We start from the raw sequence: 16,540 nt of genomic DNA, 5'->3' as shown, positions 1-16,540 counted from the left end.
ACGAGTAAGGCTGAAGATAATCAATATCGGGCGAAAATTCTATGCTGATATTACCCTGTCTCCACTAAACCGGCAACTTCGTTGTCAAAGGCCGGCGCAGCACAGGCTACGCCAGCCTTTGATAGTTATTTTATAAACTGAGGACGAATCATGTTGTTAAACGTAAAGATCTCATCCCATTTTTCCTGCGAGATCAGTTGTTTTTCCCTCACTGTGATGTCATGTACAGACTTCCCGGTTTCGAGTGCTTCACGCGCAATGCTGGCAGATTTTTCATAACCCAGGATAGGATTCAGCTGTGTTACGATACCGATGCTGTTCATCACCATCTGTTTGGTATGTTCTGCATTGGCAGTGATACCCAGCACACATTTCTCTCTCAGGGTACGGCAAGCATTGCCCATATAAGTGATGGAAGTAAACAGGGCGAAAGATATAACCGGTTCCATTACATTGAGCTGCAGTTGACCTGCTTCCGCGGCCATAGTCACAGTCAGGTCGGCACCAATTACATAGTAGGCGGTCTGGTTCACTACTTCCGGAATTACCGGGTTTACCTTGCCGGGCATAATGGAAGATCCAGGCTGCATGGGCGGCAGGTTAATTTCGTTCAGCCCTGCCCGTGGTCCGGAAGACAACAGACGCAGGTCATTGCATATCTTGGATACCTTTACGGCTGTACGTTTTAAAACACCGGACAGTTGTACATAAGCGCCGGTATCATTGGTAGCTTCGATCAGATTCTCTGCCAGCTTAAGGTCCAGGCCGGTCACTTCGCAGAGGTATTGGGTCACCAGCTCTGCATAACCATCAGGAGCATTCACGCGGGTACCAATAGCAGTAGCGCCCATATTGATCTCTGCGATCAGACGTTTGCTGTCTTCTACGCGGGAAAGTTCTTCTTTCAGGTTGATGCAAAAAGCATGGAACTCATCGCCCAGGCTCATAGGCACTGCATCCTGCAGCTGTGTGCGGCCCATTTTCAACACGTCCTGGAATTCATGTCCTTTCACATCAAAAGCATCTGCAAGTTTGCCCAGCTCTTCTTTGTAATCGGTCAGCTTCAGAATAAGGGCTATACGAAAAGCAGTAGGATAAGCGTCGTTGGTAGACTGTGAACAGTTCACATGGTTGTTGGGATGACAGAATTCATACTCCCCTTTCCGTTTGCCCATCATCTCCAGCGCCACATTGGCAATCACTTCATTGGCATTCATGTTAACGGAAGTGCCCGCACCTCCCTGTATCAGGTCGCTGAGAAACTGATTGTCAAATTCTCCGTTGATCACACGATCGCAGGCTTTGATGATGTATGCTGCGATGTCTTTGTCTAACACGCCCAGATCACGATTGGCCATAGCTGCCGCCTTTTTCACATATCCCAGGCTCTTAACGAAGATGGGTTCCACTTTCAACGGAATACCGGTAATATGAAAGTTTTCCAGTGCACGCAGGGTCTGAATACCGTAATAAACATCCTGTGGAATCTCCTTCTCACCCAGGAAATCGTGTTCGATTCTCTTTGACATAACAATTAATTTAGGGCCGGAAGTTAAACGCTTTTAGAACAACATTATACTCATAATTGTTGTAGTTTCATCTAAAGATTTTTAATAACACTGCAGATCTATTCGTAAATCATATTTAGCAATTCGTAATTTCTCATGATGTCCCGCATTTTACTGTTTGGTTTTCTATTTTTATTTTTTGGAAGAAATGCGCTGACAGCCCAACATCTCAGCCCTTATTTTGATGCGCATGAATATAGTGATATGCTGAAGTTGAGTGCCCGCCAGCGGGATACCCCATGGACCCATTTAAAAGGCCCCGTACCCGAAGGATATGAGCTGGCCTATCGTTCTGAAGAAGTGGGGCTGCTCAACCGATGGGACTTCTGGATCAACCGCTCCCAGGGTGTAGGCGTAATTTCCATCAGAGGCACCAACGGTACCGCCTCATCGTGGATGGAAAATTTCTACGCCGGTATGGTTAGTGCAAAAGGTACGCTGCAACTCAACGACAGCACCACTTTCACCTATAAACTGGCAGAAGATAACAAAGCCTACGTACATGCAGGCTGGTTACTGGGCCTTGCTTCCATGGCCCCCGACATCATCGATAAAATAAATCACTACTACTATCAGGAAGGCATACACGAATTTATTATTTTCGGACATAGCCAAGGCGGAGCGATCGCTTTCCTGCTACGTTCCTACCTCCATTATTACGAAGGGATGCCGAATAACATCGTCTTCAAAACCTATTGCAGTGCCGCTCCCAAACCGGGTAATCTGTACTATTCCTATGACTTCGATTATATTACCCGCAACGGCTGGGCGCTTCGCGTAGTCAATGCCGCCGACTGGGTACCGGAAGTTCCCTATTCTATCCAGACACCACGCGACTTTAACACCGTCAATCCGTTTGCCAATATCAAAAAAGTATTTAGAAAGCAGAAATTCCCTGCCAGCACAGCGCTGCGGTATGCGTATGGCCGCCTCGACAGGCCCGCCAGGAGAGCGAGCCGCCGCTTCCAGCGGATGTTAGGGAAGATGACATATACCCGCGTAAAAAAAACACTGCCGGGATATAAAAGGCCTGTTTTTGTCAACAGTCACAATTATATGCCGGCAGGAACGCCTGTGATATTATATCCTGTAAAAGGCTATGATGAACAGTTTCATTTTGATGGTAAAAATATTTTCCTGCATCACTCCCTCGATTCCTATCGCTGGCTGCTTGAACATATTTACCTGACAGGCAACCTTTAATCGTTGCCTGTCTTCTCCCCTACAAACCAATGTTCCTTATCTCTGAACAACACATTGAAGGTGGTGAGGGAACCATAGATACGGGTGATATACTGCTGAAGGTTGATCTTATCTTCATCGGTCATCACCTTATGGCTGTTGATCTGCTGTTCCAGCACCCGCAGGCGGTCGCGCAGCATTACAATTTTGTGGAAGAAAGTTTCAATGGGCACTTCCTTTGCCTTCAGGGTCGTATCGCCTGGCTGCATTATCAGTGTGCCGTTTCTCCAGCGGTCTCCCAGTGGCACCACTTCGGTGATACCACCCCACAAACGGAGTATCTTCAGCAGCGATGTTTCGACATCCGAAGCCGTTTCCACCTCTGCCGTCTGATTTTCCGCCACCAGTACTTCGAACAGCGGATCTGTTTTATCGATCATTTTGATCCCGTGGTCCATGAAGGTAACCCGGTATTGTGCATATTTGACGCCAACGATGACGCCAGGGCCAAAGTGTGCATGTTGTACCCTTGAGCCGATGCCGAGTGTTAATTCTTCCATTGGTCTTTTTTTGTATCAAACTTAATGTTTTCACGGTTTCCTGCAAAGGATGCTGTGATCTTCTCCAGGATGCCCACAGCTTTGTTAAGCTCTTTGTAATTGAGCGACGCAAACCCAAACCGTAACGCATTGGCTGGCGTAGTGCCGTAAAAGTAATGTTCTCCGCCGGTGATGCGCAGGCCCATCGCAGCTGCTTTTTCGGATATGACGGGCAAAGGAAAGCGCGGGTCAAATGTTACCCAGATGGCCATCCCACCTGCAGGCTCAGTAAACTGTACCCTGTTGCCCAGTTTCGTTATCAGGAGACGCGAGAGCTGATCACGCCTTTCATGATACAGTCTGCCGGATTTTTTCAGATGCCTTTCAATAGTGCCATCGGCCAGCAGCGCGGCCAGTGTTTCCTCCGAGAGGTTGTCTCCTCTTAGGTCCATGAGCTGCCTTAGCCTGGCTGTTTCAGCCAGAAAAGCCGCCGGCGCCACCATAAAACCAATACGGACCGATAATCCCAGCGACTTGGTAAAAGAACCTACGTAAATCACATTACCTCCGTGATCACCGCTCGCCAATGGTAAGATAGGCGCAGAGCTGTAGTGAAAATCAAAATCGTAATCGTCTTCCAGCACGGCCAGGCGATAGGAACGGATGATATGCAGCAGCTTCATTCTGCGTTCCGCACTCAGCGTAACCGTAGTAGGATGATGATGGTGTGGCACCACGTAAAGCATACGCACCTTGTGTTTGCGGCAAAGTTGTTCTATGGCTTCCACATCAATACCATCTTCATCTACCGGCACCCGCAGCAGCCGGGCTCCCAGCTGTTCAAAACAAAGGTCCGCGAAGAAATAATTGGGGCTTCCCACAATGACGTAATCTCCTTTTTTGATCAGCATCGCAGCGGCGAGGTAGATCGCCATCTGCGCGCCCCGTGTCACCATCAGGTTGTCTGGTGTGATGGAAAGTCCTCTTGTATTCGTAAGATAACCGATCAACTGACGTCGCAGGGCATTGCTGCCGGCAGGTGTACCATAAGTCAGCAGCTGATGATAACGTGGACTCTGAATAATAGCACGGCTTTCCTTTACCCAGGCTTCCAGCGGGGCTTCCCGCACATCCGGAAAACCATCGTTGATGATCAGCTGCCCCGGCGGGGCCGTTTCATGCCGTGAAAGAGCAACCGTTGGTATGGTGCCAAAGGAGAATGCGGGCCCTTGCCCATATGGAGAGGAAGGTGTCTGAAAGGAACGTGGCCGGATCACGGGCAGGTTGCTAGCCACCATAATGCCTTTGCGGGGAATGGTGGTAACCCAGTCCTGGCTTACCAGTTCTTCATAGGCAGCAACGATCGTTTTTCGATGCAGTTCTAACTGTAACGCCAGTACGCGACTGGAAGGCAGCAGTAGTCCCGGTTTCAGCACCCCTTCCCGTATCAGCCCCACAAACCGGTTAGCGATCTGCAGGTATAGCGGCTGACGGGAATTACGGTCTATGACAATCAGCGTTTTAAAAGGTAACATCTGGACTATCTAATGGTTTAAATCTGGACTACTAAGATAGTCCAGGTGATGCTAATTTTACAACATAAAAAATGATGATGAAAACCAGATTCCTCATGAAACATGTGCAGCCGGCGGCTTTCAATGCTATGATGGCCATGGAAAAATATGTTGTTTCCACAGATATAGACCCGCTGCATAAAGAGCTGATCAGGGTACGGGCCTCGCAGCTCAACGGCTGCGCCTATTGCCTCGACCTCCATGCACAGGACGCCCGCAAGCTGGGTGAAACAGAACAGCGGCTTTATCTGCTGAGTACCTGGCGGGAATCGCCACAGTTTACGGATGCAGAAAGAATCATCCTGGCCATGACCGAAGAGGTGACACTGATTCACCAGGGAGGACTTACAGACCTGACTTATGAAAAGGCAGTAGCACATTTCGGACTGGAAGTCACCGCCCAGCTTATTATGAACATTATCACCATTAATGCCTGGAACCGCATCGGCATTTCTTCCCGACGGATACCTGGTGAACACCATCAAATACACAAAACAGATGCGAACAGTTAAGACAGCGTTGACAGACGAAGCGATACTGGCCTGCAGGGATGTGATCCTGACATTGCGGCCACATGTGGATCCGGAACAACTATTGACACAGATCAGGGAGATGCAGCAGGAAGGATACCGGCTGCTGTATCTGACTGCAGATGAAGATCCGGACCGGGTAGTGGCTTTTGCGGGTTACCGGCACAAACATAATCTTCATAGCGGCAGGTTTATCTATATCGATGATCTGGCCACTTTGTCCGAATATCGTGCGAAGGGTTACGCCAGCCTGTTGTTGTATCATATCCGGGAGATAGCGCGGGAGGAAGGTTTTTCCATTGTCCAGCTGGACTCTGGCCATGGTCTGTGGCCGGCCCACCGGTTGTATCATGAACAGGGCTTTTATATTTCAGCGCATCATTTTACGCAGAAGGTATCATAAAAAAAAGCGAAGACGGAATTCGTCTTCGCTATATAAAAACATCACAACAATAAAACTATTCTTTCACCTTATTGAGGAAGAAAGATAGTTTAAACAACAGTTCATCCTGAAGGCCTGCTCTCAGCTTGGCTTCGTCGTCGGTGATACCCAAACGACGCAGCCTTTGATAATATACATAGGAACCACCTATCAGTTCGAGGCATTCCTGTATTTTGCGTTGTACTTCTGCTTCTTTGGTACGTTTCTCGTATTCTTTTTTGGTGAGGATTTTATCTACAAAGTAGAAATTGTCTTTATCCTCTACCCATTTGTTGCCTTCGCGGTGCTGTGGTTTATATACTTCCAGATAACAATTGTCCAGTTTCAGCACATTACCGAATTCGGCGCGTATATCTATCACCGTTGGTTTTTCGGCGGACGGGTTGGCCAGGCGTTTTTTGATATGATTGCTGATCTCCACGCCCAGTTCATCGCTGCTCATCAGTATCTGGTTCAGTTCAGAAAATTCCAGGCCGATGGTGATGCGGGTATATCCCCTGCCGCTTTTGATTTTACCAAACAGGCTTGGAGTAGTATTTTCATCGAAGATAATATCTTCTACCTGTACTTTGGTGATTGTTTTATAATCCGGCTTATATCCTTCTTCTGACGGAGTGGGCCGTTTGTTGACCAGCCGGGCTGTTTCCTGGCGCCGGGTGTGCTGGATATAGTCGTCAATAAACCGCAGCTCATGTTTTTTCAGCTTGGTATATAACTCATTGGCGGAGTAATTGTTCATTTTACTCAGCAGGGTGAGATCATTCCAGCTGTGGAAGTGCTGCATTTTCTTCAGTTCTTCCAGGATGTCGGTTGCCTCCATGTTACGGCGGTAATAAAGTTCCCCTACCAGGAACAGGGCATATTCCTGTACCGGGTAACCCAGTTCGGGCAGTACGTCATAGGGACTGCGTTTCTGATCACGAGCATGTTCCAGCAGGTCAATATCCGACATAACAGGTGCCAGCAGATACTTACGGGCGGCAGACCGTAGTTTTTTACTTACATAATCCAGCAGCTGGTCATTCACCTGGCTATGATGTACAAAATCGTGCAGGATCTGTACAAAACGGCGGGATGTCGGTAAACCGAACTGCGTGAGAATATCATTTTCCAGATCCAGCACGTCCTCGCCTCCAGGCTCCTCATTGCCAGGTTTTACCCGTTGGTCCATTTGCCGGTAACGTTGATAATACTCCTGTAACTTCAGTTTAAGCTGATCCATAATATATATATGATTAATAATTAAACACTTTTAAAACGATGACATTTTAAGGGGGGAATTGTCATTTTTTTCTCCGGGCTAACAAATCTTTCCCCTATGGTCAGAGAAATGCCTGAAATCAGGTATTCTGTGATGCCATCAGCCAAACATTCTACTGATTTTCAATAACTTATAAAAATGGGAATTATAATGGGAAGTGCGCAAAGATACGTTTTTTGATACAGTGCACCAAACGATGGAAGGTCTGAAAAAAGAAAAATACTGCTTACACATTACAGTATAAAAACAGGCAAAAGCCGCGTCAAATATATCTTTCTGAGAATCATCTCACTCGCTTGATTTTTGATATATGTAACTTTTTGAAAAAAATTTTTGAAAAGAATTTGGAAGTTTAAAAAGCTTTGTGTTATCTTTGCACTCCCAACAACGAAATAACACACGCTGAAGGGACACAAACGGTGGTTGTAGCTCAGTTGGTTAGAGCATCAGATTGTGGTTCTGAGGGTCGGGGGTTCGAGACCCCTCATCCACCCGAAAATGAAAAAGGCTTCTTAAACAGAAGCCTTTTTTCGTTTTTATCATTCTCAATTCCTTACACTAAAATTCGAGCAGGCTAACTATCTTAGCGCCATCATAAAACATTCCTCATCAATGTATATCATCTTTATTCCCATTGTAACTGCTTTCCTGGGCTGGCTCATTAATACAATCGCCGTTAATATTCTTTTCCGCCGTATCCTGCCGGCCAAAAAACAGGAACTGGCCAATAAGCTGGGTGCCTTCGCCGGTAATCAGCTCTTTTCCTTCGAAACACTCAAAACCAAACTCACCGACCCCGAAAAAATCAAAAGCATTATTCCGCTGGTGGAAGCACATCTCGATACCTTCCTCCGGGAAAAACTGCCCAAAGCCATGCCCGTACTCTCCATGTTCATCGGCGACAGCATCGTGAACCAGATCAAATCACACCTGGTAGCCGAACTGGATACCCTCTTCCCGGTCATGATCAACCAATACCTGGATAACGTAGAAAAAGATCTCGATCTCGAAAAAATGATATCTGACAAAATAAGCAGCATATCCTCCGAACAACTGCAGGCCATCAGTCAGCAGTTCCTTCACCGCGAAATGCGCATGTTTAAGCTCCTGGGGGCCTTTACAGGACTTGTTAGTGGCATTGTGGCTGTTGCTGCCATGTGTTGCCGCTAAACCGCTGCTATCATCACAAAAACAATCTAAAAACACATCAGGAACATCTGCATCATCACATGCATCAACGTTTCTGTTAACTACTGTTAAGACCTTCTACGGGTCTTTTTTATGATTTCCTGCGGGAAAAAATCCACTCATCACAATATCCGACCATTCACCCTCACTCCCCGATACTTTTGCTGTAATCTGACACAGAGTCCGGAGAAAAAAACACGAGGATGAAAAAACGCTACCTGTTTCTTGCAGGCTTTTTAATGTGGCAAATACAGACCTTTGCCCAGGCTCCCGCAAACGGAAGACCATCAGCAGCGCAAAACGCGCCCAATGGGAAAAACCGGCCTGATATGCCGCAGATAGGCAGACTTTACGGTAAACTCATCGATGCTTCCAGTGGCAAACCCATTCCTTACGCTTCCGTAGCCCTGCTGCGGCAACGTGACTCCTCCGTGGTAACCGGCATGCTCACCAAAACAAATGGTGAGTTTAACCTGGAAGGTCTCCCTTTCGGCCCTTTAATTGTCCGCATCAATTTTATGGGCTATACCGCACTACAGAAAAAAGTGACCATCACACCACAGACCACCGAACAGGACCTGGGCAACATTAAAATGCAGCCCAACGTGAAAACACTGCAGAGTGTGGAAATAACCGGTCAGAAAAGCGCCTTTACCATGGGCATCGACAAAAAGGTGTTCAACGTAGACCGTAACCTCACCAGCGTAGGCGGCACCGCCACCGACGTACTGAAAAATATTCCTTCCGTCAATGTGGACCTCGACGGCAACGTCAGCGTACGCAATGCGGCACCCAACATCTTTGTAGACGGCAAACCCTCTACCCTCACCCTCGACCAGATCCCCGCAGACGCCATCGAAAGTGTGGAACTCGTCACCAATCCCTCCGCACGATACGATGCGGAAGGCATGTCCGGTATCCTCAACATTGTACTCAAGAAAAACAAAAAAGCCGGCTTCAACGGCTCCATACAAGGTGGTATCGGTACCGGCAACAAATACAACGGCGGTGGCAATATCAACATCCGCCAGGGTAAATTCAATGTATTCGCCAACTACAACATCAACGCCAATCAAACCTGGGGCGAAGGCACCACCTCCCGCAGCAACTTCAGAAGCGGCACCGTGGCCGACACCAACTACCTGCTGCAAAACAGCAACAGCAAAAGCAAACCGCTGTTCCAGTTCGGCCGCTTCGGTCTCGACTACTCCCTGGACAATCGTAATACCATCTCCCTGTCACAAAACATTGTAGCAGGCAACTTCAACAACTATGAAGACCTGCTCAGCACTTTTTCTGACACACATCATAACATCACCGGTAAAAGCGACCGTCAGAACAACAACAAGTTCGGCTTCCGCAACTATACTACCGCGCTGGGTTTTAAGCATACTTATGCCAAACCCAACAAAGAATGGTCTGCCGATTTAAACTACAACAGAAGCTCCAACAACCGTAACGGTGATTACCTCACCCAGGCCCTGAATCCCCAGGGTATTGCATTAGGGCAGCCTATGTTCCAGACCAACAATACCGCCGGCAAAACCACTTTCATCACCATACAAACTGATTACACCAATCCGGTAGGTAAAAACGGTAAACTGGAAGCCGGTGCTAAAGTCACGCTGCGCGACTACACCAGCGATTATGAGGTATTCGATAAAGACACCCTCAACAATGTGATGGTGCCTAACACCGTGCTGTCTACCAGCTACAAATACAACGAAGAGATTTACGCCGGCTATGCCAATTTCTCCAATACCATGGGCAATTTCGGCTACCAGGCCGGTCTGCGTATCGAACAATACGTATATGCCGGAGAAAACCAGGGCATCCATTACAAGCCCACCAAAGCTGTTCCCGGTTTCTTTCCCAGCATATACCTCTCCCAGAAACTGAAGAAAGATCAGGAGCTGCAGCTCAACTATTCCCGCCGGGTAAACAGGCCCAACTTCTTCCAGCTGATTCCCTATCGCGACTACAGCGATCCGCAAAACCAGCGGGAAGGCAATCCTAACCTGAAGCCGGAGTATACCAACAGCATGGAGTTTTCCTACGTGAAAAACTGGAAAAACAGCAACCTCCTCGCCAGCGTTTATTTCCGCAATACCAACAATATGATCTCCACCATTACCACGCCTATCGGTGCTGACACACTGCTGACGCAGTTTATCAACGCCAACAGAAGCAACTCCTATGGTGCCGAGATCACGATGAAAAACCAGGTGGTAAAAGGATGGGACCTCACGTCCAACGTGAACCTGTACCAGACTGATATGAAAGTCAGCACCAAAGATCAGCACTTCAACAACAGTGGTTTCAGCTGGCTGGCGAAGATCAATTCAGAAACAAAACTGCCTGCCAATTTCACTGTACAGATCAGTGGTACTTATCAGGCACCTACCATTGCACTGCCTTCTTCCGGCGGTGGCGGCGGCGGTGGTGGCCGTGGTGGCGGAGGCGGTGGTTTCATGATGATACCCAGCTCCTCACAAGGCACCATCAAAGGTTTCAGCACGGTAGATGTAGCTGTCCGCAAAGACTTCCTGAAAAACAAAGCAGCATCGCTCACCCTGAGCCTGTCTGATGTTTTCAACACCCGGCAGTATGAGTTGAACCAGGTAACACCGGCTTTTACACAGGATTATATCCGTAAAAGAGAATCCCGTATCCTGAAACTCAACTTCAGCTACCGCTTTGGTAAGTTTGACACAGCCCTGTTTAAAAAGAAAAAATCACAAAACAACAACGACATGCAGATGGGCGACCCTATGCAGAGTTTCTAACGTATAAAAGAAGGTGAATGCAAAACCAGGCCGGCAGCAAGCGCTAATGCGCACTGCCGGCTATCTTTTTGAATAGACCATTCATCCCAATTAGAGAACATTTTAAAGTGTGTCTGTTACTTTTATAGCAGATCAGCCAGATTTAACGGATGCTAACATTACGGATGCTAAGATTTCTTTCAGGGGCAGCCCTGCTTTGCCTCGCCTTGTCTAACCTGAACGCACAAACGCCGGAATCCACTCCTGTGAAAGTAACCGGTAAAGTAGCGGATGCAGTAAGCGGGAAACCCGTGGAATATGCCTCCGTGGTATTACTGCAGCAAACCGATTCCTCCATGGTTACCGGTATGTACACCACACCAGCCGGCACCTTCGCCTTCAACAGTGTAACACCGGGCATATATGTGCTCCGTATCACTTTTATGGGCTATGACAAACTGGAGAAAGCCATCCGGGTGACAGCCGGTAAAAATGCTTTTGCCGGCACCCTGCGCCTGCAGGCAGCCGGTAAAGTGCTGAATGCGGTAGAGATAAAAGCGGAAAAACCAGCCTTCTCCATGCAGATAGACCGGCAGGTGTTTGATGCCGGCAGCATGATCAATGCAGAAGGCGGTACCGGTACCGATATTCTCAAAAACATACCCAGCGTAGATGTAGACATAGACGACAATGTAACCCTTCGCGGCAAAAGCGTCACTATCTATGTAGATGGCAAACCCTCTCCTTTTGGTGATGCTAAAACAGCCCTGCAGATGATTCCGGCAGAAAGTATCGACCGCGTGGAGGTGATCAACAACCCTTCCGCCAAATTCGAAGCCCAGGGCGGCGGAGGCATTATCAATATCGTCCTGAAAAAAGATAAGGCTATCGGCTACAACGTGATGTTTAATGCCGGCGTGGCCACCCGCGGGCAGGTCAACGGTAGTGCCAACGCCAGCCTGCGTATGCGCCGCTTCAACTTCTTCGGCAACTACAACGGCCGCTACGAATCCATCGGCGGCAGCGGTTACAGCTTCCGCCAAAACCTCGTTCCCGATAGCAGCCATACCACCTTCTTCTCCCAGGACAGCCGTAACAACAACAGCAACGGCAACAACGGCGGCCGCTTCGGCTTCGACTACTTCCTCGACGACCACAATACCTTCACCATCGCGGAAGGCATCAACCATAATTTCGGCAAAAATGAAGACAACATTTTCCTGAATTATCTCAATGAAAACCGCGAAAGCATCCGCGACGGCAACCGCAACAATACCAGCCGCAACGATGGCTATAACAACAATACCAGCCTGAACTACAAACATACTTTCAAAAAGCCCAACCAGGAGCTGACCGCCTATGTCAGCTACAGTGGCAACCGCTCCGCCAGCAACAGCGACTACCGCACCCAGTACCGCAAAGCTGGTATCGATACGCTCGCCAATCCCAACTGGCAGCAGAATACCGGCAAAAACGGCAACCGTTTCTGGAACATTCAGTCAGACTATACCATGCCCTTCGGCAAAAAAGGCAAGCTGGAAGCCGGCGTCAAAAGCACCCTGCGACATATCAGTAACGACTATACGGCCATGCTCTACAACTGGGACCTCCAGACATTCAAAAAAAGTAACCAGCTGTCTAACCAGTACGATTACGAAGAAGATATCCATGCAGGCTACCTCAATTTTGCCAATGCCATTGGCAATCTGGGTTACCAGATAGGTATCAGGGCCGAACAGTCCTATCTCAAAGGTTATTCCTTTACCCGGGACACAACGGTAGACAACAAATTCTTCAACCTGTTTCCCAGCGTGTTCCTCAAATACAATATGCCTAAAAACCAGAACCAGAGCCTGGTATTCAACTATTCTACCCGTATAGACCGACCCAACTTCGATCAGCTGCTGCCTTATTTCAACAACTCCGATCCCCAGAACATCCGTATTGGCAATCCGGAGCTGAAACCGGCGTTGTCGCATAAGTTTGAAATGAGTTATTCCGTCTATTATCCCAAGTCCAACAACTATTTCAGCACCAGTACCTACTATGCGCAAACCAACGACAATATAGACCGTATCAGTACCCTGGACACTGTTACCGGCATCACTACTACCAAACCCATGAACCTCGCCACCCAGCAAAATATCGGGGGCAATGTATCATACAGCCTTAATCTGTTTAAATGGTGGAAGGTGAATGCCAACCTGAACCTGGAATATAACAAACTCACCAGTGTTACTGTCAGCAATGAAAACTTCAGCTATGGTCTCAACGCCAACACACAGTTCCGCCTGCCTTCCCGGTACAGTATCGAGTTGAGTGGTCATTACCGTTCGCCGCGGATACAGCCGCAGGGCACCTTCCGGGCCATGAACGGCATAGACCTGGGTGTAAGGAAGGAAGTGCTGAAAAACAAGGCGCTGGTAATCGCCCTTAATATTTCAGACCTACTGAATACCCAGCAGTATAGTTCCCATTATGAAACACCGGTGTTTATTCAGGACTATGAGCGCAAGCGTGCCACCCGTTTCATCCGTATTAATGTGCGGTACCGCTTTGGTAAAATGGACCCTAATCTGTTTAAGAAAAAGAAAGTGCAGCCCGAAGAAGAAGAGAAACCGGAAGAGAAGGAAGAGGAAAAACCTAAAGAAAAAGGAAGATTGTAATCAACTAACATAAAACGCGAAGCCCCTGCTGACAATTGATCAACAGGGGCTTTCGCTATATATCCGCCCATCAGGCACATCATTGACATCACATGCACACAGTTACTGTTTGCCCGCGAGCATCGGCACAAAGGAAAAGTTATCAAACAGTTCCTGTTCAGTTTCCGTGTCGCTTATTTTGGTGATGCGTAGCATCCGCTGTACTTCCTGGCCTCCCACAGGGATCACCATTTTGCCACCGATTTTCAGCTGTTGTAACAGCTTTTCGGGGATATGCGGAGCGGCGGCAGTCACCAGCACCTTATCGAAGGGGGCATAGGAAGGTAATCCTTCATAACCATCACCATAGAAGAGGCGCAAGTTGGGATATTTACTTTTGAAAGGAAAGGCTTTCACCTCGTCGAACAGCCGCTTCTGGCGTTCGATGGTAAACACGTTCATCTTCAGCTCTGCCAGGACACAGGCCTGGTAGCCACTGCCAGTACCAATTTCCAATATTTTCTCGTACGGCCTGGGTTCAAGCAGCTGGGTCTGATAGGCCACCGTATAAGGCTGTGAAATCGTTTGTCCTTCTCCGATAGGGAAGGCTCTGTCATCATATGCAATGCTCTCGAAAGCCGTATCAAGGAAAAAGTGCCGGGGGATGGTGTTAATAGCCGCCAACACATTTTCATCTGTAATACCTTTCTGACGGATACTATCAACTAGCTGCTTGCGTAATCCTTTTTGTTTATAAGTATCTTCATACCGCCTCATAATGCAAAATTAACCAATACCTACGATTTTCAATGAATTTGCCTTGCCGGAATTTCCCACATTCGTTTTTTTATTTTTACTTTACACTCCATTTGGGCATCCAGCCCGGAAAAAGAACACGATTATGGATATAAATATTCAAAACAGAGTATCGCAATGGCTTAACGGTAACTATGACGCCGAAACAGTGGCCACGCTGAAAAAGATGCAGGAAGGTAACCCCGATGACCTCAATGATGCTTTTTATCGTAATCTCGAGTTTGGTACTGGTGGATTAAGGGGAATTATGGGCGTAGGTACCAACCGTATGAACAAATATACTGTTGGGATGGCCACCCAGGGCTTTGCCAACTACCTGAAACAGACCTTTAGCGGAGAAGTGAAGGTAGCCATCGCCCATGACAGCCGCAACAATTCCCGCTTTTTTGCGGAAACGGTGGCTAATGTATTTGCCGCCAACGGCATTAAGGTGTTTCTGTTTGAAAGCCTCCGCCCAACGCCGGAGCTCTCTTTCACCATCCGCCATCTGCAATGCCAGGGCGGCGTGGTACTCACCGCCTCTCACAACCCCAAAGAATACAACGGCTACAAAGCCTACTGGAACGATGGGGCTCAGCTGGTTCCTCCCCACGATAAAAATGTAATCCGGGAAGTGGAAAACATTTCCTCTCCTGATGATGTGAAATGGAGCGGCGGAGAAGCCAATATCACCCTCATCGGTAAAGAAGTAGACGAAGCCTACCTCAGGGAACTGCAAAGCCTGTCTATCAATCCCGATATCATCAAACAACAGCACGACCTTAAAATCGTTTATACGCCTATCCATGGCACCGGTATCACCATGGTACCGGAAATACTGCAGCGCTTCGGCTTCACCAATGTCAACATTGTGGAAGAACAGTCTACACCCGACGGTAACTTCCCCACCGTTGTGTATCCTAACCCCGAAGAGTCTGAAGCCATGAACCTGGGCCTTAAAAAGGCCAAAGAACTCGACGCTGATATCCTCCTGGGTACCGACCCCGACGCTGACCGTGTAGGCATTGCCGTTAAAGACCTGAAAGGTCAGTGGGTACTGCTCAACGGTAACCAGACCGGCGTACTGCTGTTCAACTACATCGTGGAAGGCCGCCGTCGTAAAGGCTTACAGCGCCCCAGCGACTTTATCGCCAAAACCGTGGTAACCTCCGACCTGATCGATGTATTTGCCGCTCAAAACGATATCAACTGCTACAATACCCTCACCGGTTTTAAATGGATCGCAGACCTCATCCACCGCAAAGAACCCAACGAAACCTTTGTATGTGGCGGTGAAGAGTCTTACGGCTATATGATCGGTAACAACATCCGTGATAAAGACGCAGTTTCCTCTGTGGCCATGATCTGTGAAATGGCGGCCTATGCACGCAGCCAGGGTAAATCCCTGTTCGAACTGCTGGTCAACATATACATGCAGTACGGCTACTATATGGAACACCTGATCTCCATCACCAAAAAAGGGATGAAAGGAGCAGATGAAATAGCAGAGATGATGCGCGGCTACCGCGAAAACCCACCTGCTACCATCAACGGTTCTCCCGTAGTGACCCTGTACGATTACCAGCTGCAACAGATAAAAGACATCAAAACAGGTGAAATAAAAGCGCTGGATCTGCCCAAATCCAATGTGCTGCAGTTTGTGCTGGCCGACGGCAGCAAAATATCTGCCCGTCCCTCCGGTACCGAACCCAAGATCAAATTTTACTTCAGCGTTAATGCGCCGCTCAATGGCGTTGCCAGCTTTGATGCCGTAACAGCCGATCTCGATAAAAAGATCGAAGGTATCATCGCCGATATGCACCTGAAATAATAAAATACCTTTTTATCATACCTGAAAAAAAGAATACTGCCCTGACAACCCTTCTCCTGCACAGGAGAAGGGTCCCGACGGGTATCATTCTTCTCCTGCTGATCACCCTGCATGCACCGGCACAGCAAAAGGCCTCCTTTTTCTCCCTGCCAGATACCACCATCAGGGAAAGGGTCTGGATACTCTCCGGTGCTACCGCAGCCATCTATGGCAGCGGGCT

The 16,540-nt window shown here is 48.1% G+C and carries 12 protein-coding genes and 1 tRNA gene; 8 read left to right on the top strand and 5 right to left on the bottom strand.

The window, feature by feature from the left end; translation table 11 throughout:
- Positions 1-125 precede the first annotated feature (125 nt).
- Positions 126-1,535, bottom strand: a complete 1,410-nt coding sequence (gene aspA, locus KD145_RS28190) for an aspartate ammonia-lyase (protein ID WP_374223540.1) — start codon at positions 1,533-1,535, stop codon at positions 126-128.
- Positions 1,536-1,664: 129 nt separating this feature from the next.
- Here aspA and KD145_RS28185 point away from each other — a divergent pair, with 129 nt between their 5' ends.
- Positions 1,665-2,771 (top strand): lipase family protein, encoded by a 1,107-nt coding sequence (locus tag KD145_RS28185; RefSeq protein WP_212003139.1) that lies wholly within the window; start codon positions 1,665-1,667, stop codon positions 2,769-2,771.
- Here the strand turns inward: KD145_RS28185 and KD145_RS28180 are convergent.
- Positions 2,768-3,310, bottom strand: a complete 543-nt coding sequence (locus tag KD145_RS28180) for a hypothetical protein (protein WP_212003138.1) — start codon at positions 3,308-3,310, stop codon at positions 2,768-2,770. The genes KD145_RS28185 and KD145_RS28180 overlap by 4 nt on opposite strands.
- A complete protein-coding gene (locus tag KD145_RS28175; RefSeq protein ID WP_212003137.1) occupies positions 3,298-4,824 on the bottom strand; it encodes a PLP-dependent aminotransferase family protein in 1,527 nt (508 codons plus the stop codon). The genes KD145_RS28180 and KD145_RS28175 overlap by 13 nt, the downstream gene beginning before the upstream one ends.
- A 95-nt stretch (positions 4,825-4,919) precedes the next feature.
- Here KD145_RS28175 and KD145_RS28170 point away from each other — a divergent pair, with 95 nt between their 5' ends.
- A complete protein-coding gene (locus tag KD145_RS28170; RefSeq protein WP_249219599.1) occupies positions 4,920-5,375 on the top strand; it encodes a carboxymuconolactone decarboxylase family protein in 456 nt (151 codons plus the stop codon).
- The gene (locus KD145_RS28165) at positions 5,362-5,796 is read left to right on the top strand and encodes a GNAT family N-acetyltransferase (protein ID WP_212003135.1); all 435 of its coding nucleotides are present in this window, start codon (positions 5,362-5,364) and stop codon (positions 5,794-5,796) included. The genes KD145_RS28170 and KD145_RS28165 overlap by 14 nt, the downstream gene beginning before the upstream one ends.
- Positions 5,797-5,851: 55 nt before the next feature.
- Here the strand turns inward: KD145_RS28165 and KD145_RS28160 are convergent, their stop codons facing one another.
- Positions 5,852-7,057: a hypothetical protein gene (locus KD145_RS28160; protein ID WP_212003134.1), complete on the bottom strand. Its 1,206-nt coding sequence runs from the start codon at positions 7,055-7,057 to the stop codon at positions 5,852-5,854.
- A gap of 458 nt (positions 7,058-7,515) precedes the next feature.
- On the opposite strand from KD145_RS28160, the gene KD145_RS28155 reads away from it, so the two are divergent.
- From KD145_RS28155 to KD145_RS28140, 4 genes are all read left to right on the top strand, one after another.
- A tRNA-His gene (locus tag KD145_RS28155) sits at positions 7,516-7,589 on the top strand.
- A 119-nt stretch (positions 7,590-7,708) separates the two neighbouring features.
- Complete coding sequence (locus tag KD145_RS28150; protein ID WP_212003133.1) at positions 7,709-8,266, top strand: DUF445 domain-containing protein; 558 nt, start codon at positions 7,709-7,711, stop codon at positions 8,264-8,266.
- 221 nt (positions 8,267-8,487) lie between these two features.
- The gene (locus KD145_RS28145) at positions 8,488-11,070 is read left to right on the top strand and encodes an outer membrane beta-barrel family protein (RefSeq protein ID WP_212003132.1); all 2,583 of its coding nucleotides are present in this window, start codon (positions 8,488-8,490) and stop codon (positions 11,068-11,070) included.
- Between the two features lie 164 nt (positions 11,071-11,234).
- Positions 11,235-13,715 carry a TonB-dependent receptor gene (locus tag KD145_RS28140; protein WP_212003131.1) on the top strand — a complete coding sequence of 827 codons (2,481 nt, stop codon included), beginning with the start codon at positions 11,235-11,237 and terminating at the stop codon, positions 13,713-13,715.
- Between the two features lie 102 nt (positions 13,716-13,817).
- On the opposite strand, the gene KD145_RS28135 is transcribed toward KD145_RS28140, so the two are convergent.
- Positions 13,818-14,471, bottom strand: a complete 654-nt coding sequence (locus KD145_RS28135) for a protein-L-isoaspartate(D-aspartate) O-methyltransferase (RefSeq protein WP_212003130.1) — start codon at positions 14,469-14,471, stop codon at positions 13,818-13,820.
- A gap of 124 nt (positions 14,472-14,595) precedes the next feature.
- Here KD145_RS28135 and KD145_RS28130 point away from each other — a divergent pair, with 124 nt between their 5' ends.
- Positions 14,596-16,320 carry a phospho-sugar mutase gene (locus KD145_RS28130; protein ID WP_212003129.1) on the top strand — a complete coding sequence of 575 codons (1,725 nt, stop codon included), beginning with the start codon at positions 14,596-14,598 and terminating at the stop codon, positions 16,318-16,320.
- Positions 16,321-16,540: the final 220 nt, after the last annotated feature.

This window comes from Chitinophaga sp. HK235 (assembly GCF_018255755.1).
Lineage (GTDB): Bacteria > Bacteroidota > Bacteroidia > Chitinophagales > Chitinophagaceae > Chitinophaga.
Note: the sequence above shows the minus strand (reverse complement) of the source record. Positions and strands in the feature narration are given on the sequence as shown.